Annotated in this window: 19 protein-coding genes; 8 read left to right on the top strand and 11 right to left on the bottom strand. The window is 60.7% G+C overall.

From position 1 onward, the window contains the following. Positions 1-344 precede the first annotated feature (344 nt). From ACSQ3Q_RS10990 to ACSQ3Q_RS11000, 3 genes are all read right to left on the bottom strand, one after another. Positions 345-1,010 carry a hypothetical protein gene (locus ACSQ3Q_RS10990; RefSeq protein ID WP_436134413.1) on the bottom strand — a complete coding sequence of 222 codons (666 nt, stop codon included), beginning with the start codon at positions 1,008-1,010 and terminating at the stop codon, positions 345-347. Positions 1,011-1,272: 262 nt separating this feature from the next. Beyond that, a complete protein-coding gene (locus ACSQ3Q_RS10995) occupies positions 1,273-2,283 on the bottom strand; it encodes a nucleotidyl transferase AbiEii/AbiGii toxin family protein (RefSeq protein ID WP_436134414.1) in 1,011 nt (336 codons plus the stop codon). Then, on the bottom strand, positions 2,276-2,872 hold the full coding sequence (locus tag ACSQ3Q_RS11000; protein WP_436134415.1) for a DUF6088 family protein: 597 nt from the start codon (positions 2,870-2,872) through the stop codon (positions 2,276-2,278). The genes ACSQ3Q_RS10995 and ACSQ3Q_RS11000 overlap by 8 nt, the downstream gene beginning before the upstream one ends. Before the next feature lie 1,001 nt (positions 2,873-3,873). On the opposite strand from ACSQ3Q_RS11000, the gene avs3a reads away from it, so the two are divergent. Together avs3a and avs3b are read left to right on the top strand one after the other, a co-directional pair. After that, a complete protein-coding gene (avs3a, locus tag ACSQ3Q_RS11005) occupies positions 3,874-10,233 on the top strand; it encodes an AVAST type 3 anti-phage nuclease/ATPase Avs3a (protein WP_436134416.1) in 6,360 nt (2,119 codons plus the stop codon). Beyond that, positions 10,199-10,894 (top strand): AVAST type 3 anti-phage proein Avs3b, encoded by a 696-nt coding sequence (avs3b, locus tag ACSQ3Q_RS11010; protein WP_436134417.1) that lies wholly within the window; start codon positions 10,199-10,201, stop codon positions 10,892-10,894. The genes avs3a and avs3b overlap by 35 nt, the downstream gene beginning before the upstream one ends. A 166-nt stretch (positions 10,895-11,060) precedes the next feature. On the opposite strand, the gene ACSQ3Q_RS11015 is transcribed toward avs3b, so the two are convergent. Then, on the bottom strand, positions 11,061-12,053 hold the full coding sequence (locus tag ACSQ3Q_RS11015; RefSeq protein WP_436134418.1) for a Bug family tripartite tricarboxylate transporter substrate binding protein: 993 nt from the start codon (positions 12,051-12,053) through the stop codon (positions 11,061-11,063). Between the two features lie 92 nt (positions 12,054-12,145). Then, positions 12,146-13,429 (bottom strand): hydroxymethylglutaryl-CoA reductase, degradative, encoded by a 1,284-nt coding sequence (locus ACSQ3Q_RS11020; RefSeq protein WP_436134419.1) that lies wholly within the window; start codon positions 13,427-13,429, stop codon positions 12,146-12,148. A gap of 125 nt (positions 13,430-13,554) precedes the next feature. On the opposite strand from ACSQ3Q_RS11020, the gene ACSQ3Q_RS11025 reads away from it, so the two are divergent. Beyond that, positions 13,555-14,982, top strand: coding sequence for a PLP-dependent aminotransferase family protein (locus ACSQ3Q_RS11025; RefSeq protein ID WP_436134420.1), 1,428 nt, complete (start codon positions 13,555-13,557; stop codon positions 14,980-14,982). 268 nt (positions 14,983-15,250) lie between these two features. After that, entirely contained in the window at positions 15,251-15,718 is a 468-nt protein-coding gene (locus ACSQ3Q_RS11030) for a DUF3592 domain-containing protein (protein WP_436134421.1), read from the top strand. Positions 15,719-16,126: 408 nt separating this feature from the next. Here the strand turns inward: ACSQ3Q_RS11030 and ACSQ3Q_RS11035 are convergent, their stop codons facing one another. Both ACSQ3Q_RS11035 and ACSQ3Q_RS11040 read right to left on the bottom strand, forming a co-directional pair. After that, complete coding sequence (locus ACSQ3Q_RS11035) at positions 16,127-17,293, bottom strand: tyrosine-type recombinase/integrase (RefSeq protein WP_436134422.1); 1,167 nt, start codon at positions 17,291-17,293, stop codon at positions 16,127-16,129. A 259-nt stretch (positions 17,294-17,552) separates the two neighbouring features. Next, the gene (locus ACSQ3Q_RS11040) at positions 17,553-17,927 is read right to left on the bottom strand and encodes a PilZ domain-containing protein (RefSeq protein ID WP_436134423.1); all 375 of its coding nucleotides are present in this window, start codon (positions 17,925-17,927) and stop codon (positions 17,553-17,555) included. A 348-nt stretch (positions 17,928-18,275) separates the two neighbouring features. On the opposite strand from ACSQ3Q_RS11040, the gene ACSQ3Q_RS11045 reads away from it, so the two are divergent. From ACSQ3Q_RS11045 to ACSQ3Q_RS11055, 3 genes are all read left to right on the top strand, one after another. Beyond that, complete coding sequence (locus tag ACSQ3Q_RS11045) at positions 18,276-18,806, top strand: hypothetical protein (protein ID WP_436134424.1); 531 nt, start codon at positions 18,276-18,278, stop codon at positions 18,804-18,806. A gap of 171 nt (positions 18,807-18,977) precedes the next feature. Beyond that, entirely contained in the window at positions 18,978-19,760 is a 783-nt protein-coding gene (locus tag ACSQ3Q_RS11050; protein WP_436134425.1) for a 2OG-Fe dioxygenase family protein, read from the top strand. Positions 19,761-19,896: 136 nt separating this feature from the next. Next, positions 19,897-20,334: a universal stress protein gene (locus tag ACSQ3Q_RS11055; RefSeq protein ID WP_436134426.1), complete on the top strand. Its 438-nt coding sequence runs from the start codon at positions 19,897-19,899 to the stop codon at positions 20,332-20,334. Positions 20,335-20,529: 195 nt separating this feature from the next. On the opposite strand, the gene ACSQ3Q_RS11060 is transcribed toward ACSQ3Q_RS11055, so the two are convergent. The 4 genes from ACSQ3Q_RS11060 to ACSQ3Q_RS11075 form a co-directional block, all read right to left on the bottom strand. Next, the gene (locus ACSQ3Q_RS11060) at positions 20,530-21,513 is read right to left on the bottom strand and encodes a tripartite tricarboxylate transporter substrate binding protein (protein WP_436134427.1); all 984 of its coding nucleotides are present in this window, start codon (positions 21,511-21,513) and stop codon (positions 20,530-20,532) included. 172 nt (positions 21,514-21,685) lie between these two features. After that, positions 21,686-22,870: a beta-ketothiolase BktB gene (bktB, locus tag ACSQ3Q_RS11065; protein ID WP_436134428.1), complete on the bottom strand. Its 1,185-nt coding sequence runs from the start codon at positions 22,868-22,870 to the stop codon at positions 21,686-21,688. Positions 22,871-22,962: 92 nt separating this feature from the next. Beyond that, positions 22,963-23,724, bottom strand: a complete 762-nt coding sequence (locus tag ACSQ3Q_RS11070; RefSeq protein ID WP_436134429.1) for an SDR family NAD(P)-dependent oxidoreductase — start codon at positions 23,722-23,724, stop codon at positions 22,963-22,965. A 59-nt stretch (positions 23,725-23,783) separates the two neighbouring features. Beyond that, positions 23,784-24,299, bottom strand: coding sequence for a MarR family winged helix-turn-helix transcriptional regulator (locus ACSQ3Q_RS11075; RefSeq protein ID WP_436134430.1), 516 nt, complete (start codon positions 24,297-24,299; stop codon positions 23,784-23,786). Positions 24,300-24,379: 80 nt separating this feature from the next. On the opposite strand from ACSQ3Q_RS11075, the gene ACSQ3Q_RS11080 reads away from it, so the two are divergent. Next, positions 24,380-25,291, top strand: coding sequence for an EamA family transporter (locus ACSQ3Q_RS11080; RefSeq protein WP_436134431.1), 912 nt, complete (start codon positions 24,380-24,382; stop codon positions 25,289-25,291). The last annotated feature ends 18 nt before the right edge of the window (positions 25,292-25,309 follow it).

Below are 25,309 nucleotides of genomic sequence, written 5' to 3' on the forward strand. Positions count from 1 at the left end.
ATGCGGCGTCTGCGAATCCTGGGCTGGCGAGCTTGTGTTGCACGTCGTGCGGAGATTGGAAGGTCGACTTGGTATGTGAACGACTTCAGTGGCTGCGTAGCGCTGATCGCTTCAGGCCTGTTCGAGGTCACCCACCGTGCACACGTCGGAGCAAGTGCTTAACTTGCGTTCATCCAGCCAGGGCCAGCGGGCCGATTTGCGCTGCATTAGGGTTCCAGGTTCCCCTAGGTCGAGCGACGAATCTCAGCATTAGAAGCTGATGCTTACAAGGCTCGGCAGCAAACAGCCCGTCCTTGATGCCGCACGAGAGCGATTGGGCCGTCAGAGACAGACGTTTGGGACACTCAGGTTTCTTGTACGCCGATGCCCTTATCGCGCAAGAAAGCGATGCTCCTCGAAAGCTGTGATTTCACATCACCCGGCGCAGCCCTAAGCCTCAAGGTCGCCATCCCAGACCGTTTGACGAGCTCATCGCATCGCACCGCATAGTTTGACCAGAACGAATGCATGCCCGACTCTCCCTTCCAGTTTCGAGCCGTGGAGTATGGTGTTCCCTGCAGATAGGTCGATACCTTGCCGGACCAGATTGCGCCACGATGGGAAGCAACGTTGCACGAATGCTCCCGTGCGTTGTCTGGACTTAGATATATGAGCGCCGGGGAGAGCGGGTTGACGATTTCGATGAACCGTTGGAAATACTCGTCCGTACAGGCGTTCTCCTGCTCCATCATGAATCGAACAGTCGACTGAAACGCGCTGCCTTCCAGAAGATGGAGGCCGCCTTTAGTTTCGACGTGCTTGACGAAGTGTTGCCAATTTTCAAGACAACGTTCAGTGAAGCCCGGTTCCTTCTGTGTCCTTTTGAAGGTGGCGGGGTGTACCGGGTGATCGGCTGCCTCTTCAAGGTACCACGCTGCTTCGAGGCCATGCTCACGTAGGACCTCGCACAAACCCCGTGCGAGTGTGCTTTTGCCAGTGCCAGGAAGTCCTTCGATAAAAACAATTCTCACGATGTCAACTTGGCGTTTTGTGTGTGCTGACTTTCCGTTCGGGAGTCGCGTCTCAAACAGCTCCTCATGACCGGCTGGTGAGGTCCAGCTTCTGTCCCAGGCAGCTGGCGTTCGGTCAATATGGGACGCCCAGTCCTATTTCGAAGCAAGCAATTGCTGTCGCCCGACGTAGCAGTCGCTCCAACTCGTTCGAGGGGCGCGAGGGCTGCCCCCTTGTTTCATAGCAGGCCGATGCCATCAATGGGACCTCCGCGTTAGGGCCTCATGATGCATTCGCCTTTTCTTGGATGGACTGGCAGCGGCGGAGGAGGGCGTCGAAGGGGTCTACGTCGTTGAGGAACAGGCCATCGTCAATCATGTGCTGGTAATCGGCAGCCAACTTGTCCAGGGCGCCGTCCTCGGGAACAAGGCGAAGCCCGCCCGCGACTGCCGCGTGGTAGTCGATCGACTCACCGTCCAGGTCCTTCTCCGCGAAGAAAATGCGTTTGTGATCGGCCACCGTCTTCGCCAGCGCCGCGTCCGCAATCGCCGAATCAGCGAAGCCGGCGGCATCCAGCCGGGTCACGTCGTGCCAATGTCGGGCGAACCTATCCCCGCCTCGAAACGCGCCTTGTGCGCAGAAGACATGGATAGCCGTAGCTTTTTCCCAGAAGGTCCTCTCGGCTCGCATCACCTGTGGCGCCGCTTCGGGAAACTCGACGCCCTGCAGGTGCGCGGCTGCATCGCAGTGAACGGAGCGCAGTTCGCTAGGCTCGCCAGTAGATCGCGCGCCAAATTCGAGCATGACTGCCGCCGGGACATAGCCCGTTCCCGAGGCCAACGGCGCGTAGTCGATGAACACTTTGTCCCCTTCGGCGCGGACCGTGGCTGGCAGGCCTTGCTTCCCGAGGTCTTCCTGGAGTCCTGGAAGGACATCGGTTGCCACCCAATCAACCAAGCGGGCGCGGATCTCCTTGCTCCATTTCTTTTCCTGGCTTTTGCTGGCAGGCAGCGGCGCGCCCGCCTTGCCGATCAGATCGCCAGCGATGGCGCGGATGTCGTAGGTGAGGTCCACGTCCTCCGAGAAGCGCTGAATGACGCCATAGGCCTTCGAGAGGGATGTGCCGCCCTTAAAGACGAGATGCGGCGCATAGGAGGCGGCGAACAGGTGCCGCAGGGACCAGACCACCCAAACATCTTTTTCCAGCAGGTGAGGAGGGCGCCCAGACGCGTCCGCGGCCTGGACAAGGGCCTCCAGTCGCTCGTCCGTGGAGAGCTCGAAAAACTCAGCCATGCGGTACCAGCGCGCTCACCTCCTGCGCCATCCACGTCGGCAGGCGCGCCCTTGCCGACGCGACTTCTTTCATCTCGGTCGGTGGCAGTTTCGCGCGCAGCGCTCGCAGCGCGGCGCCGGCCTTTTCCGGCCCCAACCATGCCAGCGCTCGCACCACATCGCCGGCAGCGCGACCGGGAAAGATCAGCTGCCACACCGGAGCATGCCGCAACTCCACGGTCTGGGCACCCAGCTTCAAACGGCGGCTGGGGCCGGACGTCAGATAGACGGAGCGCATCGGCACCTGGGTCGTGAGCCCGAGCGCGTTGGCGGCGGACGCGCCATGCGACACGATGGTTTCCCCGCGTTGATTGGCGAGCCCCTCGACCATCTTGGCAGTCGAGGGCGCGCGGGAACCGAAGCGGCTCTCGACCGGCAAGACATAGATGCCACGGCCCGCGCGCAGCAGGGTGCCCCGCTGCACAAGCCGGGACAGAACTTGGTCCACGGCGGCCCGGTTCCCCAGATGCAGCAGCTCCTTTGCGACCAGGGGTGTGCCTTCGGGCAACCCGGCGGCGTGCTCTAGGACTTGTTTGGCGAGGGTTTGCATGGCGTTAACTGGTGAGGTGTCAGGAGTATGGTGTATTTTCTGACAGTTTTCAAGCCTGCTGATGTAGCGATGTCAGTTACTTGAGTGGTTAAAGGACTTGAAAACACAACCAGGGACTTCCACGGCTTCCCCGCTGGGCGTACTTCGCGCGCGATGGTCTAACGATTACAGAGCGTGAGCCGCCTATAAGTCAGCCGGGGTTTCCTATGGATAGCGGCGAGATTGCGAATTGAGACCTCGCAAACTGGTGTGGCGTTCGACTGTTTTGGTCGGGGAGCATTCTCGCCACGGCACCCCTGGCGCGCCGGACGCGCAAGTGCCCCTTGAACTCACTTTTAAGTGCAGGCCGCATAGGAATGCAGGGCGGATTGTTGGGACTGCTCCAGGCTGTTTGCGGCCAGTCGTAAACAACGGGTCTACTTCCGCAAGTGACCCCATAGCGGAACTTGATAGTTTCAGTTCCATTCGCACATAGCAAACCGCTCAATACTCCCCCTCCATACCTGTTTGTAGGCTCAACAATGAATTGCGCTCTTGTCGAATCGGCGAACAGCCAGCCGTTCGGACACAAACTGAATTGCAAGTGCAGATCGCTGTGACCGCATTGCCCAACTGCGTCTATCGTCTTATGGTCGCTTCCTCCCCTGGCGGAAGCGCCAACCTTGCCTCGGTAGTGGGTGACTACAGGACTAAATAGTTAGGACTGACGGAGGCAGATGGCCAGCTTGGGGGCATGCGCAATGACTGCCTGCATGGCTTGTAGCGTAAAAAAATGAGTCATGGAAATGCAGCACTTTCAGACCATCTCAATGTCGACATCGAAGCGTGTGCTTAGTCGGATTTGGCGAAAGCCATACAAGGGGACAGCTGCTAAGTCGAGTTGCCTTATTTGGTTAGCCTCGGTTTAGCAAGACTCGCAGACGCATATGTAGTCGCTCGATCGAAAACGAGAAACCGCAGAAGCCACATCGCGACATTTCGAAGGCAATATCTCCGTCCTTATGAACTCAAAAAAGACCACTGCCAGCACCACGACCACAGATTCCGACTTGGTGCGAGCGAGCAGAGACGGAGACCAGTTCCATTACCACTGGGCCGCACGCCACTGCCTCTCGCTCTTGCCTGGTGTGAGCGACTTGGTCGCCATCTCCATTGAAGGCGCATCGGCTGCCGAAGGCCCTGGTTCAGCCAACGAAGGCGACGAACTCATCGACGTGGGGTTCTACTTTGGCAGCGAGTCACTCAAGGACGCCCGCCGCGTTCGCTATGTGCAACTGAAGCATTCCACGAAACGTCTGCAGGAGCCCTGGACAGCCAGCGGCCTGAAAAACACGCTTGAGGGCTTCTCCGAGCGGTTTGCAAAACTGCGTAAGAAGTTCACCTGGGAGGAGCTTAAGGACAAATTGCACTTCACCTTCACGACCAACCGTCCCATCGACGAAAAAGTGACTGAGTCGCTGAAGGACCTCGCAGAGGGGAATACAGCGAGGCATTCGTCAGTCGCGAAGACGCTACTTGGTTATGTGAAGGGGCTCGACAGCGAGACTGCAAACTTCTTCATGCTCTTCTCGGTTGAAGCAGGCGAGCCCGACCTGTGGAATCAACGCAATCTATTGTTCAAGGACGTTAGAAACTACTTGACCGAGGCTGACTCGGACGCACCACTTCAGCTCAAAGAACTGGTTACGAAGAAGGCCACCTCTGAGCACGCTTCAAATCCGTCCATTCGTCGCCTTGATGTTCTGCGTGCGCTTGGGGCTGACGAGGCGGACCTATGGCCTGCAAAGTGCCTGATTGCTGAGCCTACCGACGGTGCACTTCCGCGCGAGCAGGAACGAGAGATTCGCACGATTCTGGAGTCCGCGATTCACCCCGTCGTCCTTCATGCAGAAGGAGGTGTTGGAAAGTCCATCCTCGCATGGCAACTTTCCAGGTCTTTGCCCGAAGGTTCCGTGGCGGTGCTATATGACTGCTTTGGTAACGGGCTGTATAGAAGCTCCCAACACTTCCGGCATCGACAAGAGGACGCGCTCCCGCAGATAGCAAACGAGCTCGCTGCTCAGGGGCTGTGTCATCCTTTGATCCCAATCCGCGGAACGGACAGCAAACAGTACATGCGTGCGTTTGTGGCAAGACTGACTCAGGCGGTCGGTTTGCTCCGGGCCAAAACGCCCGTTGCCAATCTCTATTTGATAGTCGACGCGGCGGACAACGCCGTTATGGCAGCCACTGAGTTCAATGATGTGGCCTTCGTGCCCGACCTCATTCGCACGGCGATGCCAGGCGGCGTCAAGCTTGTCTTTACTTGTCGAACCCATCGACGAGACCATCTGCGAGCTCCGCCCGACGCTACGCATGTTGAACTGCGCCCGTTTAGCCATTTGGAAACAGCAAAGCACCTCAAAAAGTACTGTCCAAATGCGACTGACACCGATGTCGCCGATTTCGACTTCTTGAGCAGCTCCAACCCACGAGTTCAGGCGCTGGCACTAAGCCGCAAACTGTCGATAGAGGACATGTTGAGGGCGCTCGGGCCCTCACCCTCCACAGTTGAGCGGGCAATAGCCGAACTGCTGGCAGGCGCAGTCGAAAAGCTCAGGTTTCGAGAAGGCCATGTCGAAGCAGAACAGATTGACCAAATCTGTCAGGGCTTGGCCGTGCTTCGACCGCTCGTTCCAATCGCGGTACTGGCTGAGATTTCGGGAACTACGGAAAGTGCGGTACGAAGTTTCGCCTATGACTTAGGGCGACCACTACTGGTCAAAGGTGGCAGTCTTCACTTCCTGGATGAGCCTTCCGAGACCTGGTTCCGCGAATGTTTTTGGCCAGACACGGCAAAGCTGGCGACGTTTCTGGACCGATTGAAGCCCCTTGCCGCCAACAGCTCCTATGTCGCATCAACGATTCCTCAACTGCTTCTTGCAGCGGGGCGAATGGACGAGTTGGTTGACCTGGCCCTTTCTGCTGATGGCCTGCCTACGTCGAACCCGCTCGAGCGCCGTGATGTGGAGGTCCAGCGCCTGACCTTTGCGCTAAAGGCCTGCCTGCAAGAGAAACGCTACGCTCCGGCGGCGAAGCTCGCACTTAAGGTGGCCGGCGAACTCGCTGGTGTCGAGCGCCAGAATGACCTGATACAGGGGAACACGGACATCGCCTCTGCACTTCTTTCTCCAGACCGCATCGACGAACTGGTGTCTCGACGCACATTCGGAGGAAACTGGACAGGCGCGCATCACGCTTATGAAGCTGGCCTGCTGGCGGGCCGTCCTGAATTCCTTGCTGAAGCGCGAAGTCGCCTGAGAATGGCGACAGATTGGCTACATTCCTGGGCGGGGATGTCTCATGAAGAGCGCGAGGAAAAAAACGAGCGCGTCGAAAGTAGCGATATGGCCGAACTGGCAATGGCCATATTGCTTGCGGAAGGGCCGAAGGAAGCAGTCAGATTTCTCAGAGGGTGGACACCTAGGTCTCTCTCTATGGCCGCAGGTGGCATCTTGGCGCATCGACTTGTGGACCTTGGTCGATATGACCTTCTTGACCAACTGGCGGAACACGGTGCGCGAGATGTTTGGCTGATGCTCAGCCTCGCAGCCGAAGCGTGCGACGGTGGACACTCTCTGCCAGCAAAGTCGGTAGAGAGGCTCATGCGTGCATTGGGTTCCCGTCGCATTCAACTGCAAGAACCAGGTGGGCATAGCGATAAATGGAGCGTGCTAAATGGTGTCACGTCCGCTGTTCTACAAGCGCTACGAGTGCTTCCACGTGACGACATAGCATGGGCAGGCGTCATACGCCGCTACCTGCCAGAGCACCCACCCCGAGAACTGGCGGAGTGGTACGCCGCCGATAGGTCTACGCCACTGAGGGCGTACTCGCTTGAGGCTGCCTTGCTTGGCAAGCAACTCACGCTCATCGACTTGGCTCCAAAGGGGATCCGAGAAGAGCTGGAGAAGAAGAGTCACTACAGCGGGAGTTCCGAAGCCGAAGCATTTAACAGGGGCACGGGCGGTGTCTTGACTTGGTTCCGTCTGAGTGCGGAGATTGCCTGTGGCAGGACTCCGGCAGAATTCGGCGAAGCTGCCCAGGATGCGCTGAAGGCAACGAATGCTGCTAGGTCCAAAGACTACAACAACGTCTTCAATCTAAACCAGGTCGCTGCACTGGAATGGATACGGACGATGCGCGACGCGTCGATTTCAGACGTCACATCACTGGCTGCATATCGGGCCTGGTTTGAAGATAAGGCGAAGGGTTTATGGCCCACTACCATGGCGAATGTCTGTCGCGTGGCCGCCCGCACAGAGGCCCTCAAGAACTTTGCGCTGGAAGTTTCCGTCAGGGCCTACGAAACGATAGAACAAAATCGAGAGCACGCTGAGTCCAGAGTCGAGTCCTACCAAATTCTGGCGCGGTCCATTTTTCCTGCCAGCATAGCGGAGGCCCGCACCTATTTTGAGCGGGCAGTGGAGATGTCGAACCGCATTGGGCAGGAAAACTTGGCTAGGTGGAGCGCGCTCATTTGCCTGGCCGAAGCAAGCGGAAAGGACAGTCCACCCCGGTCCGAGTCTGCCTATCGCTTGGCACGATGCACGGAGCTGGCGTACGAATATGTGGAAAGAGACAAGCACTTCGACTGGGGATGCACAATCGATGGGTTGTTGAGCTTGTGCCCGGCCTCGACAATCGCCGCGCTCAGTCGCTGGAGAGACCGCAAGTTCGGCTACGCGGACAGACTTCTAACAATTGCAACCGACCGCCTTGTAAAGCGCGGCTTGTTTCCGCCCATCGCGCCAATTGCGCTTTGCCCGATTGGCGAGGAATGGGCGCGCGCCGAAGACCTGGTGAAAGCGGTCGACCACGAATCGAATAAGGAAGCACAGCGAAAAACGCTCAACGTTGGCTACCGCTTCCTCAGAGTCAGTTCGCCGTCGCTGGAGGAACTTGAGCGGGTTTCGGAACTGGCACGCACTTGCGACTTTGTAGCTCCAGACATCGGCAGGCTGCTCGCCCAAGCGAGGGAGCCCAAGCGTGAAGATAGGAATTCCGCTCGGCAATACGTGCCGGAAACGCGGGAGAAACGAAGCGACCCGGATTGGGATGTCCTATTCAAGGGAGTCGACCTCACAAATTCCGCGGAACTACGTGCGGCCTATCTGCGCCTTAGGACGTGCGACCCGCCCTATAAGATTGATGAGTTCCACCAGGAAGCACTGCACCGATGCGGTTTGGGCCGAGCGGCCGAGTTCTGTCTAGCGATTGCGCAGTGGCCAGACTTTGGGACCTATGAGCTCAGGCAACTTTTCGGCGTGCTCGGAAAACAAAGTACCAAGCCGGTTGCTCTGCGCAAGGCGATGGCAGAAGTGGTGCTATCCGTATGCCGAGCAAATCCTGAATCTGCTAGGCGAAAAGGATGGTGGAGCTCGTTTCCGTACAGGGAGATTGTTGACGAGGGCATTGTTAGCGACAGCGAGATTGTGGACGCGGTGCTTGAAGGGTTTCTTGCCAAGGTCACAGTGCTAACAGCCAGCGAGCTCTTTCAGATGTTGGAGCCGTTGGCCTCTCGTTTGGCAAACGATGAGGCGGACGACGCACTGCACTTTGGGCTATCTCTCCTCGAAAGTGACCTTCATCCTGACGATGGCGATGGACCCTGGAACGAGGGCATGAAGCCGCTCGACAGCTGCGAGGCAGCACTGGCTGGTTACCTCTGGGCGACGTTAGGTTCACCAACGACTTCTGTACGTTGGGAGGCTGCACACGCTGTTCGAGCGACTATCGAGCTTGGCTGGACTCCGGTTGTGAATGCGCTCGCGAAATTCGCAGTCGTCGGTTCACCCGGAGCGTTCGTCGACAAACGGCTTGTCTTCTACGAATGGCATTCCCGACTGTGGCTCACCTTAGCGCTAGCTCGGTGTGCGGCCGAGCACCGAAACATGGTGAGCATGTTTGGTGAATTCCTTTTGATGTCCGCCAAGGAGGAGCACGTACTGTTGCGCCATTTCGCAGCCTGCGCCTTGCACGAACTACCTGAAATCCTAGGTGAGATGACCGCACTGGGCGCCCCGGAGAAAATCAACGCAAGTGAGCTTCCACTCGTTGAGCATGACGCCTACAGGAGGCCCGAAGTAGAGACTCAGCCATCCAATGACTCATCGGACGATAAGGCAGATAAATACTACTTTGGCATCGACATTGGCCCATATTGGCTTGAACCTCTTGGTCGAGTCTTCGGCATCTCGTCGAGTGGCATTACTCGACTCGCCGTCGAGGCCATCAGCGAACGTATCGGGGCTCTCACCTCCAAGCATGCCGACGACATTCGTTACAAAAGGGGCGTATTTCAACACGAGCAAACCAGCCACTCGCACGGAACCATGCCGAAGGTGGAAGACCTAAACGTTTACGGCGCGTATCACGCAATGATGATAGTGGCAGCTAGGCTTCTGAAGACCCACCCAGTCGGTAAGGCGAGCTACAGCTTAGAGGATGAGTTTAGCGAGTGGCATGAACGTCATCTTTTGACGTGCAAGGACGGCAAGTGGGCTGCCGATAGGCGTGACCCTCAACTCACCAAATCTCCACCGGAGTCCGAGAAGTATGGCGACAAGGAGTGGCGCTGGCAGGTAACTGCTGAGCACCTTGATAGTCTCCTGGAGACTGACGAAGGGCTTCTGGTAGTAGCAGGGGACTGGACAAGTGGTCCGCAGCAGTCCCAAGAGGCCATTTCTGTGACCAGTGCCCTGGTGCCGAGGGCGACCGCGACAGCGTTTCTCGCTGCGGCGCAAACTTGCTCGAACCCTAACGACTACTTCTTCCGGTTCGACGAAGAACAAGAGACAGCCGACGAAGACGAGGACATGGCATCCAACGGAGGCGCCCCTGAGCCCACATCGAAGGTGCGCTTTCATGGTCAATTCAAGCCTCGTCGTTGGATATCTGACCAAGGAGAATCCTACGGAATTGACGAATACGACCCATGGGGTGAACGTGTGCGTGTTCCGGGCGATGAGCCGAACGATGCAACCATCTCGGCGATGGGCCTGACCTCGGTGGACGATGCGCGAAGATGGGTGACCAAGAGCGGTGCGCAAGTGCGTAGTGAGACATGGACCCATTCGAACGGGTATGGCCGTGAGAAGGAAACGATTCCCGGTACCCGCTTGAGTGCTGACAGAGCATTTCTTACAGAGCTCCTCGCTGCCAATCCAGAGCACTGGCTTGTTGTCCGTCTCAGTCTGCATCGACGGGGTTCGCGATACAGCTCAGATGACGAAGAGTTGAGCTCGTACCCACCACCATATGTTCGCTACTACCTGATTGAAGAAGATGGAATCGCTAGAACGCTCAAACGCAGTTATTGACCTCGGCAAGCGGCTTATCTCGCAGTTGAAGCTTGGAGATGATGAAACTGCTCAGTGGATGGCGCACGCCCTCGCTGAGCGCATCAAAGATGCAGAAAATGCCCCTCCTGAGGCTAGAGTCGCGGCGCAAAGCTCCTGTGCGGAACTGGTTTTTCAGCTGTGGGAGCGAAGATATAGCCTTCCAACTCAACTTCGCCCCTTGAAGAGTCTGGAGCCGCTTCTACGGACGCTCAATTCACTTGATACGACAAGCGGTCCGCGATTTCGCTTCATGCAGGAGCGGCCTGCTGACATGAAAGTCGATAAGACTGTCGAAAAGATGCTCGACTTGGCGGTGAAGCTCGACGACGCAGCGCGGATTTTGGTGCACTACTTCCTAGCTGCAGCGGCTGAGGAAGCCGCAGAAGAGGCTAAGCCTTGGATTCAAAGCGCAGCCGATGCGGGAGCGGATGTGACGCTCGAAGTCCGAGTTGTTAGCTTCGCGGATGATGGCCTCGCCCGTTCCTCTGACGAAGCGAAAATTGCCCGTGAAACCTTGAGGAGCAAGATACGGAAGCTGGAAATTTTTGCGGATCTGGCGGCATCACATGCTGCGGACCTGAGAGCAAAGAACGACCTGCTAACCGATGAAGCGGACGTCGCCGAGCCAGATGAGGAATGATGCGCCCCGCTGGGAATGGGGTGGCTGAACTGAAGTAGACAGCTTTGTGAGGATTGCAGTCGTAGTTGTCTGTGTTGCGGATGACAGCAAACGCTGCAGAGCGGTCATCTGCATGCTGGGGGCTCTTGCAGGTGCCTACCTGTGCTGTCAAGCGACGCGGATGCGATCACTCAATCGCTACCTTGGCAGTCTTGACGTACTCTCCCCAGCGATCAATCTCGCTGAAATAGAAGTTCTGGTACGCGCGCTGATCCATGTGCTCGACGACGAAGAACATCTTCTTGGTTTGCTCAACGATGGCAGGCTCCTTCAGCGTTGCGTCCACCGCCTCATGTACGCGCGAAATGACATCTGCAGGCATTCCAGCTGGGCCGAAAATTCCTACCCATGGTCCTCTTTCGACATTGAGACCGATCTCTTTGAGGGTAGGGACATCCGGAAACTCCGGCAGGCGCTGGGGCATTGAGACCGCCAACAAGCGCAGCGTGCCGCTGCGGATATGCGGTTCGACGGTCGACAAGACGTTGATGGAACAGTCGACCTGCTGAGACAGTTGGGCATTGAGCAGGGGGGCTGTGCCGTTGTAGGGCACATGCAGGAGATCAACGTTCTTCGCTACCTTGAGCGCCTCCATCATGAGGTGTCCGGAAGTGGCAGTGCTCCATGATCCGAAGCTCATTGGGGTCTTGGCGTCCTTGGCCATCTGCAGGAACTGACTCAAGTTCTTGGCAGGATGTGAAGCGTTCACCACCAGGGCCGCAGGAAAAAATCCCAGCGGTGCAATGGCGACGAATTCCTTCTTGGGGTCGTAAGGTGTCTTCTTCATCGCATGGGGCGCGATGGTCTGAGATTCCATGCCGCCGTAGACGAGCGTGTAGCCGTCGGCCGGGCTCCGCGCTGCAGCGACGCTGCCGATGGTGCCGACAGCGCCTGGTCGGTTGTCAACCACAATGGACTGACCTAGCCGCTTCTGAAGACTCGTTCCCATGAGACGCACGATCACGTCACCGCCGCCCCCGGCTGCCCACGGGACGATGATCTTGATGGGACGGTTAGGGAACGCAGCGCCCTGGGCGAGCGAAGGGAATGCCACCGTTGACAACATCGTGGAGCCGAGGGAGCCGAGCACGGTGCGGCGCTTAAGTTGAGGTTGTGTCATTTTGATTGTCTCCAGGTTATTAAATGAGGGAGCGGGTCTGACTGGCTTTGAGGTCGGCGGAATCAGCCAACTTGTCGGCAACGGTGGCGGTCTTACTTACGGCGCAGCTCTTCAAGCAAGGCGAGCGCTCGATCGGTGCGCACGTCGTGCTCGGCAGCCATCCGTTTGGCGATGGCATCAACCTCGTCGCCCGTGGCTCCGGCGACCACGGCAATATTGCGGGCGTGCAATGCCATGTGGCCGCGCTGGATGCCTTCTGTGGCCAGGGCACGTAGCGCCCCGAGGTTTTGGGCAAGGCCTACGGCGACGGCCACCTCACCCAGCTCCTGCGCCGACTTGACGCCCATGATCTTGAGCGACAGCTGGGCCAAAGGGTGTGTCTTGGTCGCGCCCCCCACCAGGCCCACTGGCATGGGCATTTCGATGGTGCCGACCAGCGCGCCTTGGGTGTCTTTTTCCCAGGTGGTGAGTGAGGTGTAGCGGCCGCTTCGGCAGGCGTAGGCATGGGCACCTGCCTCGACCGCACGCCAGTCATTACCGGTGGCCACGATGACGGGGTCAATGCCGTTCATGATGCCCTTGTTGTGCGTGGCGGCGCGGTACGGATCGATGGCAGCGAGTGTGTAGGCATCAAGCACGCCTTCGATGATCTCTTCGCCGGTACGCTCCTTGGTTGTGAGCGATTCGGGCGTGAGCCGCACGCGGGCGCGTGACAGGCGCAGGTCGGCCAGGTTGGACAGAATTCGCAGCCGCACAGTGCCGCCGGTGAGCTTCTCGACCAGAGAAGAAACCGACTCGGCCATGGTGTTGACGGTGTTGGCTCCCATCGCGTCGCGCACATCGACGATCAGGTGCATGACGATCATCGGGCCGCGGGCCGTGTCAGGAAACGCGTGAATCTCGATATCGCGGCAGCCGCCGCCCAGGCCAATGAGCACCTTGTCGCGACTGTTAGCGACCTCCAGGATTTCATCGCGATGCTTCAGGAGCGCAAGACGGGCGCCGTAGGGGTCGGTGACGCCGATGACCTGCACCTGGGCGCGCATCAGCGGCCCCGTGCTGGAGGTTTCGAAGCCGCCGCAGTCGCGAGCCAGTTTTGCCATGAACGAAGCTGCTGCGACGACTGAAGGCTCTTCGACCACCATGGGCACGAGGACATCACGACCGTTGATCTGAAAGTTCCCGCCAATGCCGAATGGGATTTCGAACGTTCCGAGGACGTTCTCCACCATGCCGTTGGCACGCTCTACGCTGAGCGCGCCCGGCTGACTGATCAGGGCGATGTCTGCCTCGGACAAGTTGGCAATGCGTGCGACATGCTCCAAGCGCTGCGCAGGGGTGAGAGAACGAAAATTTGGAAGTCGTGAATCGACCATTGAGTGTCTGCTAAGTAGTGGATACGGTATGGGTAAACTTTAAGACCACCGTACCAAACAAGAAAGGTACAGTTTGGGCAAACAGTTCTGTTCTGGAGAAGGCGAGTGATACGCCAAAGGTTTAAATGACAGTTGAAGAAAGCTCCCAGACACGTCGCTCCAGACCGGCCACATTGCCGGCCTCAGTGGCAGACGACATCGAACGGCAGATACGCAACGGGGCCTACAAAGTCGGCGACAAATTGCCTTCGCTGCGCGAGATGGCCGAACTCCACAAATACGCCAAGAACACAGTGGTCACGGCTTTTGAACTGCTGGTTTCGCGCGGGCTGATTGAGCCTCGTCGAGGTTCCGGGTACTTCGTGGTGGACAAGCCTGCATCGAAGGCGGCAGACGACGAGGCGGGAAGCTTGGGGCGAGCAAGAGACATCGTTTGGCTGATGCGGGAGCAACTCAAAACCGAGTCTGGCGCTTTGGCAATAGCGGATGGCTTCCCGCCAGTCGAATGGCTTTCTGACGTGAGGCTGGACAAGTACCACCAGAAGGTCGTGCGCACTGGACTGGGTACCTTGTTCCGCTACGGCAGCCGCTTCGGATATGCCCCACTGCGAGAGCATTTGGTGCGCAAGCTCGCGGACTTTGGGATCGGTGCCGAGCCCCGACAGATCGTTTTGACGCATGGGGCCAACGAGGCGATGGACATCGTCATTCGCTATTTCGTGCCACCTGGAGGCAAGGTTCTGGTGGACGATCCTGGCTACTACCCCTTGTTCGGCAAGTTGAAGATGGCAAGCGCGGAGGTGCTGGGCGTACCGCGCCAACATGATGGGCCGGACCTGGAAGCCCTGGAGCAGTTGTTGATCACCCAGCGGCCCAGGCTCTTCTTTACACAGTCGCTTGCACACAACCCGACAGGTTCGGACCTGTCCGCTGCAAAGGCTTTTCGTGTGCTGCAGCTGGCACAGAAATACGATCTACTGATCGTTGAGAATGATCCGCTTGCGGACTTCAAACCCACATCGTCGCCACGGTTGGCTTCTCTGGATCAACTTGAGCGCACGATCTACATCGGCAGCTTCTCCAAGTCGTTCTCGGCCGCGCTGCGTGTGGGATTTATCGCTTGTGGTGCAGATCTGGCCAGTGACCTTGCCGACCTGAAAGCACTGATCCACGTAAGTAGTTCTGAGTATTGCGAACGGACTGTCGATGTCATGTTGAGCGAAGGCCACTATCAACGACATCTGACCCGCCTGCGTAGTCGGCTGGGCGAGGCAACGGATGGTGCGCGAGCGCTTTTCGAGTCTATGGGAGCGAACATCTTCGCGAAGAACGCCCAGTCTCTCTACCTGTGGGCGTCCATGCCCGGGGTAGATGATTCAATGGCCCTTGCAGATGCGTTGCTGCCACATAACGTCCGACTGGCACCGGGCAGGATTTTCAGCGTCGACGCCACAGCGACTTCGCCATGGTCACGCTACAACGTGGGGGCTATGTTGGACCCGAGATTCAGAAACGCTCTCCAAAGCGTGTTGATGCAGTTGGGCTCGACCTAGCTCACGGAATACCGACAAGCGTTACTGCAGCCTCTCAGGGTTGTGAACACAGCGAGATGTCTCTCCCGGGTGCTGGGTGACGGCTGCCGCGGTTTGTCGAGCGTCTCCACAGAGCCTCAGTCAAAAGTGGACGGCTAGCCTTCCATCGGTAGGCGTCTATTGATTGAACCAACTGGTTCGCGCCCCGAAGCGTACAGACGCTGGTCACATCGTGCTCACGAACATCAGTAGATGCGAGGACCACGGGAGTCCGTAATGAGTGGCTACGATGGCGGCTTTTTTCAGTGGGGATGCAATGGAAGGTTTCTTCGCCTTGTTGGGCATTGCGTTGGGGATATGCCTGATCTGCTTTTTTTGCAAGCCGTTTGGGAGGAGCCTATCGTCCAGAAATTGGGAGCGTGTGGAGGGTAGGGTTACCGGCGTCACCATGCGAAGTTCCAGAAACATGCAGCAATCAACACGCTGGACAGTTTCTGTCGAATATCGTTATGTGTACGCTGGTGCTAGCCTGAACGGCTCCGCGTCGGTTGGCTACAGTGGCATGGGGCGCGGCGATGCACTGGAAGTGCGAAAAAATTATCCGGCTGGGCAATTGTTGGATGTCTTTGTCTATAGGAAAGATCCCCGCGAATCGACTTTGAACGAAGGCGTGAACTACGTCGCTGGTGCCGCAGTGGTGTTCGGCATCACGCTGGTAGTGTTTTTTGCCGCGCGACTGCTGCCTGGAGGGGGGTAGCCCGGTTGCCACGGTGCTAGGAGCTACCGCACCAAAATTGACGCTGTACCCTGTACTGGGCCTGCCGCCGTACGTAATAAGGTAGGGCCATGCAACTGCTGCTGCCTGACGATTCGCACCCTCAATTCAGATCGATGCGACAGCTGGCTATAACCGCAGCAGGGCGGTCACTGGCCGAGCAAGGTCGGCTTCTGGCCGATAGCACGCGTTCGAAGACTGAGTGCGGGTCTGCAACCGCGGCAGAGCGGGCGGCTAAGTCACTGCGGCAGCTGAAGACGGGGACAGAGAAGTAGTGCGTTAACCACATCGCTGGCAGGTCTCGCCGGAGATCGGAATTTGGACACGAGCCCGTGCGCTCACTGCCGCAAAATAGTCTGTCTTTAATGACCTGCGGAGCGCACGTATTGGTTAGAGCGCCAGTGCTGCGAGTGCACTACGGGCATGGTTACGCGTCAGGTGCCCATAGTGCTTTTCAATCATGGCCACGCTAGTGCCCGCAAGCTGCGCCACGGTAAGGCTGTCCACCCCAGCATGTATCAGATCCGTTATGACGGAGTGCCTGACACTATAGGTCGTTGATTTCTCGGGCATGCCGGCGCGTTGCGCCGCCTGCCGAAACTGGTACCCCCAAGTGTCGCGTCCCCAGGGCCTCCCGGCCGAATTGGTAAAGATGTAGGCGTCAGGTAGCTTGTCCTTGCAGTGAGCTGCAAATAACTTTGCTGTGATGTCGGGAAGGTGTAGTTTCCGGTCGCTTCCCGCCTTGTCTTTGCCTACTGTGAGCACGCCCAAGCGCTTGTCGAAGTTACCGGTCGTGAGTGCTGCCATTGCACCAGGTCGAAGTGGAACCAGGGCCAGACAGCGCAGGAAAGCTGCTAAGGCGGGCGTCGCGGCCTCGATAAGCTTGCGCCGCTGACGTAGGTCCAGGTACACATCGCGACGTTTATCCGCATTCTTGGCAGGTGCTAGCTTTGCGCGCCATGCGAAGTTGGACGTTACAACACCGTCCTTGAATGCCAGATTCAGCGCGGCACGGAATGCGTTAAGGTCGCGGTTCATAGCGCTGTCCGAGCGCTGGCAGCCCTTGTTTGGGCCCGTGGGCGTGGGCTTGGCGCGCAGCGCTCCGCGCCAAGTCTCAACATGGACGGGCGTCAGCTTAGTAAGTTCAATCGCAGCGAACTTCACATCGTTCAGGACGTGGCGTCGAAACCGCGCCTGCGCATCGTCCGATGCCTTTATTCCCCTTGTGTCCCGCAGGTGCTGCACGTACTTTTTGCACGTTTCAGCCACAGTCATGGTCTTAACGCTGCCCCCTTTTCCCAGGTGCTCGAACCACTCCCTGGCGGCCCTGGATGCAGCGTCAAAGCGCTGATGGTCTGGCAGAGTGGAAAGGTCGCCAAGGGCTTTGTAAACCTGTTTGCGCGTACCTTCATCGAGGCTGCGAGCCATCCAGGTGTACCCGTCCGAAGTCATCTTACGGACTCCTAGATAGTTGCCCTTGCTGATGCGGTGCCAATAGGGTTCGCGACGAAGTTTAAGGCGCTCACGAGAGCTCACGGTGTCGATCTTTGAGGTCATCAAAAGTACGAAAAAAATACGAAAAACTGTTCCGTACTTTACCGAACATCGGTGGCAACTCAAATCCTTCTATAGAGGGAAAATGCGTCCGGAGCTGTCCATGGAAGTATGGAAAATCTGCCCAAAAGCGGCAGCGGCAAGGTGATGTGGCGCGCGCTGCAGGAGCAGGAAGCGGCGCAACAGCCGGCTGGTACCGCGCCCAAGTAGCCAGGGCGATGACCGCGGCGTAGGGGTATCACCCCCCCGCAGCGGCGCCTGCTCAGTGCGACGGCGCCGCCATCGTCAGCTCGCCCAGGTCCCGCTCCAGCAGCGCGGGGTCGCCCAGTTGCAGTTCGATGAGCCGGCGCAGGTGCGTGACGCTATCGAGGTCAATGCCGCGGCACAGCAGCCCGGCGTGCAGGCCCTCGAGGTGCGCGACCTCGGTGGACATGGCGATGTGGTTGCCGGTTTCCGCCAGGGGAATGGTGAGCTGGCAGATCATCCCGGATTCAAGGCTGGCCTGGGCCGGCGCCAGCAGCAGCGCGCCTTTGAGCGAGAGATCCAGCACATGCACGCTGAACGCATCCGTGGAGGTGGTCAGCAGGGCCGGTGCGTCAAATCCGACGCGGACGAAGTGGCGGCGTTCGTGGGGCATCGCGGTCTCCTGGGCGAAGCGGGGGTGGGCACATGCTACTCCAAGGGTGCTGCCGCGAGGGTGGGGTTTTTGCGCGGTGGCGGCGGGCTTGTTTTGCTGCGAGCATGTGCCCACGGTAGGCAGTGGCGCGCACGTACCAAGCCCTGGGCAAACTGATCTGGCCGCAAGTGAGCGGCCTATACTGGATCGACAAGCTGTGCAGCCGCAGCGTGTGTCAGTCCGTCGAGGCGCCTAATGCCCATTGCGTTCTGCCGCAGACGGATGACTTGATGCGCGACGGATGTTGTGCGGCCCTGCCAACACCCGTGCTTTCTGCGCACCGCCGTACAGCACGTTCCAGGAGATCCCATGACCCACACCACGACCCCCACCACCACGATGTCCACACTTCGACTGCTTTTATCCGGCGCAGCCGCAGCGCTCTTGCTGGCCGCTGCAGGCGGCGCCCAGGCGCAGACCTACATCAATGCCACCGTGGGGGGCGAGCTGGCACCCGGCGTGTATGGCCGCATCAACATCGGCAACGCGCCGCCGCCCCCGGTGCTTTACGCCGAGCCCGTGATCATTCACCGACCAGCGGTGGTGGTGCCGCGCTCGCCGATTTACCTGTACGTGCCCCCCGGCCACGCCAAGAACTGGGGCAAACACTGCGCGCGCTACAGCGCCTGCAACCAGCCGGTGTACTTTGTGCAGGAGCCACCACCGCGCCGTGGACCACCGCACCATCGCGGCTCGCAAGTGCGCGACGAGCGCCGCTGGGACGATGACCATCGCCATGGAGGCAAACACGACAAGCACGAGAAGCGCGACAAGCATGACAAACACGAAAAGCACGGTAAGCAGGACAAGCACGGCAAGGGCCACGGGCACCGCGACTGAGGCCGCCAACTGACGCCAGCCGGCGCGGGTGATGCAGAGCGCTGCGATGCGCTCCGCGGTGGCACAGGCCGCGTCGGCTTCCCTCCAACGCCGGCTCCACGCGCCCACGCCTGGGTCTCTTGGTGTCGGCGTGCCTTTTGATGCCATTGCAGCGGTTAAGCTCGCGCGTCTATGGCCCAAGTCACCTTTTCTCCCCCATTCACCCCGCCCACAGACGTCGCCAGCCACTTGCGCGAGGCCGGTTACGCGGTGCTGTCGCCGCCTGATGTGGCGCGCTGGATCGGTTGCGATCTGGCGGCGCTGATGGCGCTCAATGGCGACTGGGCGGGCCTGCCGCCCGATGAGTTTCTCAAGGACGGCGGGCGCTACCGGCGCCGGCGCCATGCGTGTTTTGTGGTGCAGAGCGGGCAGGTGCAGCAGGCATCCCACCGCGCGCACTGGCAACCGGTGGAATACAACGCCCTGCACGGCGGCATGGAGCGCTGGTTTGCGCCCATGGAGCCGTCCACAGTGGCCCAGCCCGCATGGCAGCGGTTGCTGGCGGCGCTGGCCAACGTGTCGGATGCCGTCTTTGCCAATCCTGCCGCCCCCGCGCCGTGGTTTGTGGAGGCGCACCAGTTCCGCATCGACACCACCGACGGCATCGGCCGGCCCACGCCGGAGGGTGCGCACCGCGATGGTGTGGACCTGGTGGCCGTCTTTTTGGTGGGGCGCGAAGGCATTAAAGGCGGCGAGACGCGCGTGTTCGAGGCCGCGGGCCCGAGCGGCCTGCGCTTCACGCTGACCGAGCCCTGGTCGTTGCTTCTGCTGGACGACGCGCGCATGATCCATGAGTCCACACCCATCCAGCCGGTGGCGGCCGGTGGATACCGCGACACGCTGGTGGTGACTTGCCGGCGCGGCAATTTCCAGGGTGCCGATGTTGTGGGTGTTGCGCCGGCAGGCGGCGGCTGAACGAAGACGCAGAGCCCGTGTGGTTGACTGCCCTGGATTTGATGCGAATCAAGATGCGGCGTATGGTGGACGTTCACACTGGCGTTCAAGGCCGCGCCACCCGCGCTGCCCATCCATCCACTCAAGGAGAAGCACCATGTTCAAACACATTCTGGTTCCAGTCGACGGCTCCGACACCTCGATGCAGGCCGTGTCCAAGGCGGCTGCGCTGGCCAAGACCTTTGGCAGCACCGTGACCGCGGTGTATGTGGTCGACCCGTATCCCTTTACCGGTGTAGGCGCTGATTTTGCGTACGGACAGGCGCAGTACATCAACGCGGCCACCGCCGAGGCCAACAGCGCCCTGGAGGTCACCAGAAAAGCCATGACCGAGGCCGGTGTGCCCGTGACCACCATGGTCGGCGAAGGCCACGCGGTGCACGAAGGCATCCTGCGCGCCCTGGAGACCACGGGCGCCGACCTGATCGTGATGGGCTCGCACGGCCGCCGTGGGCTAGAAAAGCTGGTGCTGGGCAGCGTCACCCAGCGTGTGCTGGCCGCCGTCCACATCCCGGTTCTGGTGGTCCGCACCTGAGTTGCAACTGCGTCCCATCGCTCCATAAAAAAACGGCTCCAAAAGGAGCCGTTTTTTGTTGCCATTTTCGATGGCTCCAACCCTCGCTACAGCCATGGAAACTGGCACGCCGTGCGCCAGTGCACCCATGGAATTGGCTTTGCCAAGCCACCGGGTGCGTCCCCCTTGGGGGAAGGCGCGAAGCGCCTCAGGGGGTCATTCAATCTTTGCGCCAGAAGCCTCGACGATGCCCTTCCACTGCACGTATTCGGTCTTGACCAGCGTGCCCAATTGCGCGGGCGACATGGCTTCGGGCTCGGCGCCCTGGGCGTGGATGGCGGCCTTCATGTCGGCGCTGGCCAGCAGTTTGTTGATCTCGGCGTTGACCGCGCTCACCACGCTGGCGGGCGTGCCGGCCGGGGCAAACACGCCGTACCAGGTGCTCACGTCAAAGCCCTTGAAACCCGACTCGGCGACCGTGGGAACGTCGGGCAGCGACGAACTGCGCTTGGCGGACGTCACCGCCAGCGGACGCAGCTTGCCGGCCTTGATCTGGCCCATGGCCGAGGGCAGGGAGGACACCAACAGGTCCACGTTGCCCGACAGCGCATCCATCAACGCCGGGTTGGAGCCCTTGTACGGGATGTGGCTGAGCTTGACGCCCGCGGCCTGCTCGAACAGGTGTCCGGCCAGGTGGATGGACGTGCCGTTGCCAGGCGAGCCATAGGTGATGGTGGCGGGCGCAGCCTTGGCGGCGGCCACGACGTCGGCCAGGGTCTTGTACTTGGAGTTGACGCTGGTGGCGATGACCACGGGCGTATAGGCCACGTGGGCCACCGGTGTCAGGTCCTTGGTCGGATCCCAGGGCAGGTTTTTGTACAGCCACGGGCCGATCACCAGGTTGTCCTTCTGGCCCATCACCAAGTCATAGCCCGTGGACGCGGCTTTTACTGCCTCGCCAATGCCGATGGTGCCGCCGGCGCCGGCCTTGTTGTCGGCGACCACGGTCCACTTGGCGCTTTCGGTGAGCTTGGTGGCCACCAAACGCGACAGGATGTCGGTGCCGCCGCCGGGCGGGAAGGGCACGATCAGGCGGATGGGCTTGGTGGGGTAGGCGGCTGCGGGCGCAGGTGCCTGCGCGTGGGCTGTGGCGCCCACGGCCAAGGCGAGCGCGGTAAAGGAAAGCAGGTTGCGAATCATGGTGGGGGGTGTCTCCGTCTATCGATCAAGGGGTGGGCGGCTTTGCCCGCCGGTCTGGGCGCCGGCGCTTGCGGATGATCGCTGATCCTCCGCAGTGCCTGCCTTGCCAATCGCGGTTGGCAGCATCGCCACTGGCGATGGCGTAGTGCGAGGCGCGTGGTTTGTGCTTGGTTTAAATCCGCTCAAAAATTGCCGCGATGCCCTGGCCGCCACCAATGCACATCGTCACCAGCGCATAGCGGCCCTGGATGCGCTGCAGCTCATGGATGGCCTTCACGGTGATGAGTGCACCCGTGGCGCCAATGGGGTGGCCCAGCGAAATGCCCGAGCCGTTGGGGTTGACCCTGGCCGGGTCCAGGCCCAGGTCCTTGGTCACCGCGCAGGCCTGGGCGGCAAAGGCTTCATTGGCTTCGATCACATCGAGGTCGTTCACCGTGAGGCCGGCTTTTTTCAGCGCCAGCTGTGTGGCCGGCACGGGGCCGATGCCCATGTACTTGGGGTCCACGCCCGCGTGGGCATAGGCCACCAGGCGCGCCAGGGGCTTGGCGCCGCGTGCCTTGGCGGCGCCGGCTTCCATCAGCACCACGGCCGCAGCCGCGTCGTTGATGCCCGACGCATTGCCGGCCGTCACGGTGCCGTTTTCCTTGATGAACACGGGCTTGAGCTTGGCCATGTCGGCCAGCGTCGCGTTGGGGCGGAAGTGCTCGTCGGTGGCGTACAGCACATCGCCCTTCTTGCTCTTCAAGGTGACGGGGACGATCTGGTCCTTGAACACGCCGTTTTGGGTGGCGCGTTCGGCGCGGTTGTGGCTTTCGACCGCCAGCTGGTCCTGGTCTTCGCGGCTGATGCCCCACTTGGCGGCGATGTTCTCGGCCGTCACACCCATGTGGATGTTGTGGAAGGGGTCGTGCAGTGCGCCGATCATCATGTCCACCATCTTGGTGTCGCCCATGCGGGCGCCCCAGCGCATGTTCAGGCTGGCAAAGGGCGCGCGGCTCATCACCTCGGCCCCGGCGCCGATGGCCACGTCGGTGTCGCCCAGCAGGATGGACTGGCTGGCGTTGACGATGGCCTGCAGGCCCGAGCCGCACAGGCGGTTGACGTTGTAGGCGGGCGTGCCTTCACCGCAGCCACCATTGATGGCTGCCACGCGCGAGAGGTACATGTCCTTGGGCTCGGTGTTGACCACATGGCCAAACACCACGTGGCCCACGTCCTTGCCTTCCACGTTGGCGCGCGCCAGCGATTCGCGCACCACGAGCGCGCCGAGTTCGGTGGGCGGCACATCCTTGAGGCTGCCGCCAAAGGTGCCAATGGCGGTGCGCACGGCGCTGACGACGACGACTTCACGGGTCATGGGGAGGTCCTTTCAGTTGAATTTCAGGTCAAATTGGCCGCTAGCGCTTGTCTATCAAGCGCTAGTAGCTATCAAAACAGGAGCATTCCGATTTATGCGTCTCTGACGTCGGCCACGGGGTTGGTGCCGAAGTCTGCGCGGTCCAGCCAGGCCAGCACACGGGCCGCAGCGTCGGCCGGCGATGTGAGCTGCCCGCCCGACTTGAGGTTGGCAAAGTTCTGCTGGTCTGGGAAGGCCTCGGGCGCGGCGCCGCGCAGCTGTTCCTGCATGTCGGTGTCGATCACGCCCGGCGCCAACGAGCACACCTTGGCGCCATGGGGCTTGATGGCTTCGTCCAGCGCCACGCAGCGCGTGAAGTGGTCCATGCCGGCCTTGGCGGCGCAGTAGGCAGCCTGCGACGCCATCGCGCGGCGGCCCAGGCCCGAGGAGATGTTGAGCACCTTGCGCGGCACCGTCCACGCATCGGTCGCGCCCAGGAAGGCCGCGGTGAGCTGCATCGGCGCTTCCAGCCCCACGCGCAGTGCATTGGCCAGGTCAGCGGCATCGCTGTGCGACAGCGGTGCGATGCGCGGGATCACACCGGCGTTGTTGATGAGCGTGGCGCTGGCAAAAACCTGCGGGCCGCGGGCCTCGAGCCAGCTTTGCAGCTTGTGCGCCGCGTGTTCGCCTTCAGACAGGTCCTGCTGCCATTGTTCGATGGTGACGCCCGAGGCCCGGGCTTCGGTGGTCAGGTCCACATTGGCGCTGCGTGCAATGCAGATCAGCGTGTTGCCGCTCTTCAGGAGTTGCTGGGCCATGGCCAGGCCCATGCCGCGCGAGGCGCCGGTGAGGATGTAGAGATGGGTTTGAGGCATCCCGCCATGTTACTGCGCGGTACGTTCCCCACACGCGCGCCGGCGAGGCCACGGCAGGTTTACTGGCCCGTGGGCGACTCGAGTGCCGCCAGCAGCAGCGACAGCTTGGCATCCAGCGCCGCCAGGTCGGCTGCCCTGAGGGGCGCAAGGATGCGGTGCTCGTTGGCCACATGCGCCTCCACCGCACGGTCGATGAGCGCCAGGCCCACGGGCGTGAGCTGCACCAGCGAGCTGCGCGCATCCTGCGGGTTGGGCAAACGCTCGATCCAGCCGCTCGATTCGAGCTTGCCCATGCGGTGCGTCATGGTGCCCGAGGTGACCATCAGCGTCGAAAACAGCGTGGTCGGCGCCAGGCAATAGGGCGCGCCGGAGCGGCGCAGCGTGGCCAGCACGTCGAACTCCCAGAAGCTCAGGCCGAACTCGGCAAAGGTTTCGTCCAGCCGGCGCTGCAGCAGCGCCGCGCAGCGCTTGACGCGGCCAATCGGCCCCATGGGGCTGACGTCCAGGTCGGGGCGCTCGCGGTGCCACTGGTCGAGGATGGCGTCGACAGCATCGGGTGGGCGTGGGGTGGCCATGAGGGTCTTTTGCGCGGTGTTTTATCTTGAAGTCAAGATTGTATGGTAAGGTTGTTTATCTTGAATTGAAGATAAAAATCATGTCCACCACCCGCACCACACCCTGGATCGACGCCTTGGTCACCGGCATCGGCCCCGTCATCTGGGGATCGACCTACATCGTGACCACCGAGCTGCTGCCACCCGACCGGCCCTTTACCGCCGCGCTGCTGCGCACGCTGCCCGCCGGCCTGCTGCTGGTGCTGTGGTGCCGCCAGTGGCCGGCCTGGGGCGACTGGACCGGCTGGTGGCGCCTGTTGGTGCTGGCGGCGCTGAACATCGGCGTCTTTCAGGCGCTGCTGTTTGTGGCGGCCTACCGGCTGCCGGGGGGCGTGGCAGCGGTGGTGGGCGCCATCGGGCCGCTGGTGGTGATGGGCTTGACCTGGGCGCTGGACCACCGCCGCCCGCCCGCGGTGGCGCTGGGAGCGGGGGCCTTGGGTGTGGTGGGCATGGCAGCGCTGCTGCTCTCGCCCGGTGCGCGCTGGGACATGGTGGGCGTGGCCGCCGCGCTGGTGGGCACGCTGTGCATGGCGGCGGGCATGTTCTGGTCGCGCCGCTGGCGGTCCGATCTGCCGGTGCTGGCCTTCACCGGCTGGCAGCTGTTGGCGGGCGGCGTGATGCTGGCACCTGTGGCGTGGCTGGTCGACCCACCGCTGCCCGCGCTCACCGCGGCCAACGTGGCGGGGTACGTCTACCTGAGCGTGGCGGGCGCACTGTTGGCGTATGCGCTGTGGTTCCGCGGCATTGCGCGGCTGCCTTCGGTGGCGGTGTCGTCGCTGGCACTGCTGAGCCCGGTCACCGCCGTGCTGCTCGGCTGGGTGCTGCTGGGTCAGTCGATGCGAGGCATCTCGCTGGTGGGCATGCTGGTGGTGCTGGGCAGCATCCTGGCGGTGCAGTGGGCGATGTCGCGGCCTGCAGGCGACAAAGCCGCGCCAGCCACGGCGTCGAAGTAATTTGCTATTAAATAAATA

It is taken from the genome of Acidovorax sp. LjRoot129 (genome assembly GCF_964253765.1).
Lineage (GTDB): Bacteria > Pseudomonadota > Gammaproteobacteria > Burkholderiales > Burkholderiaceae_C > Acidovorax.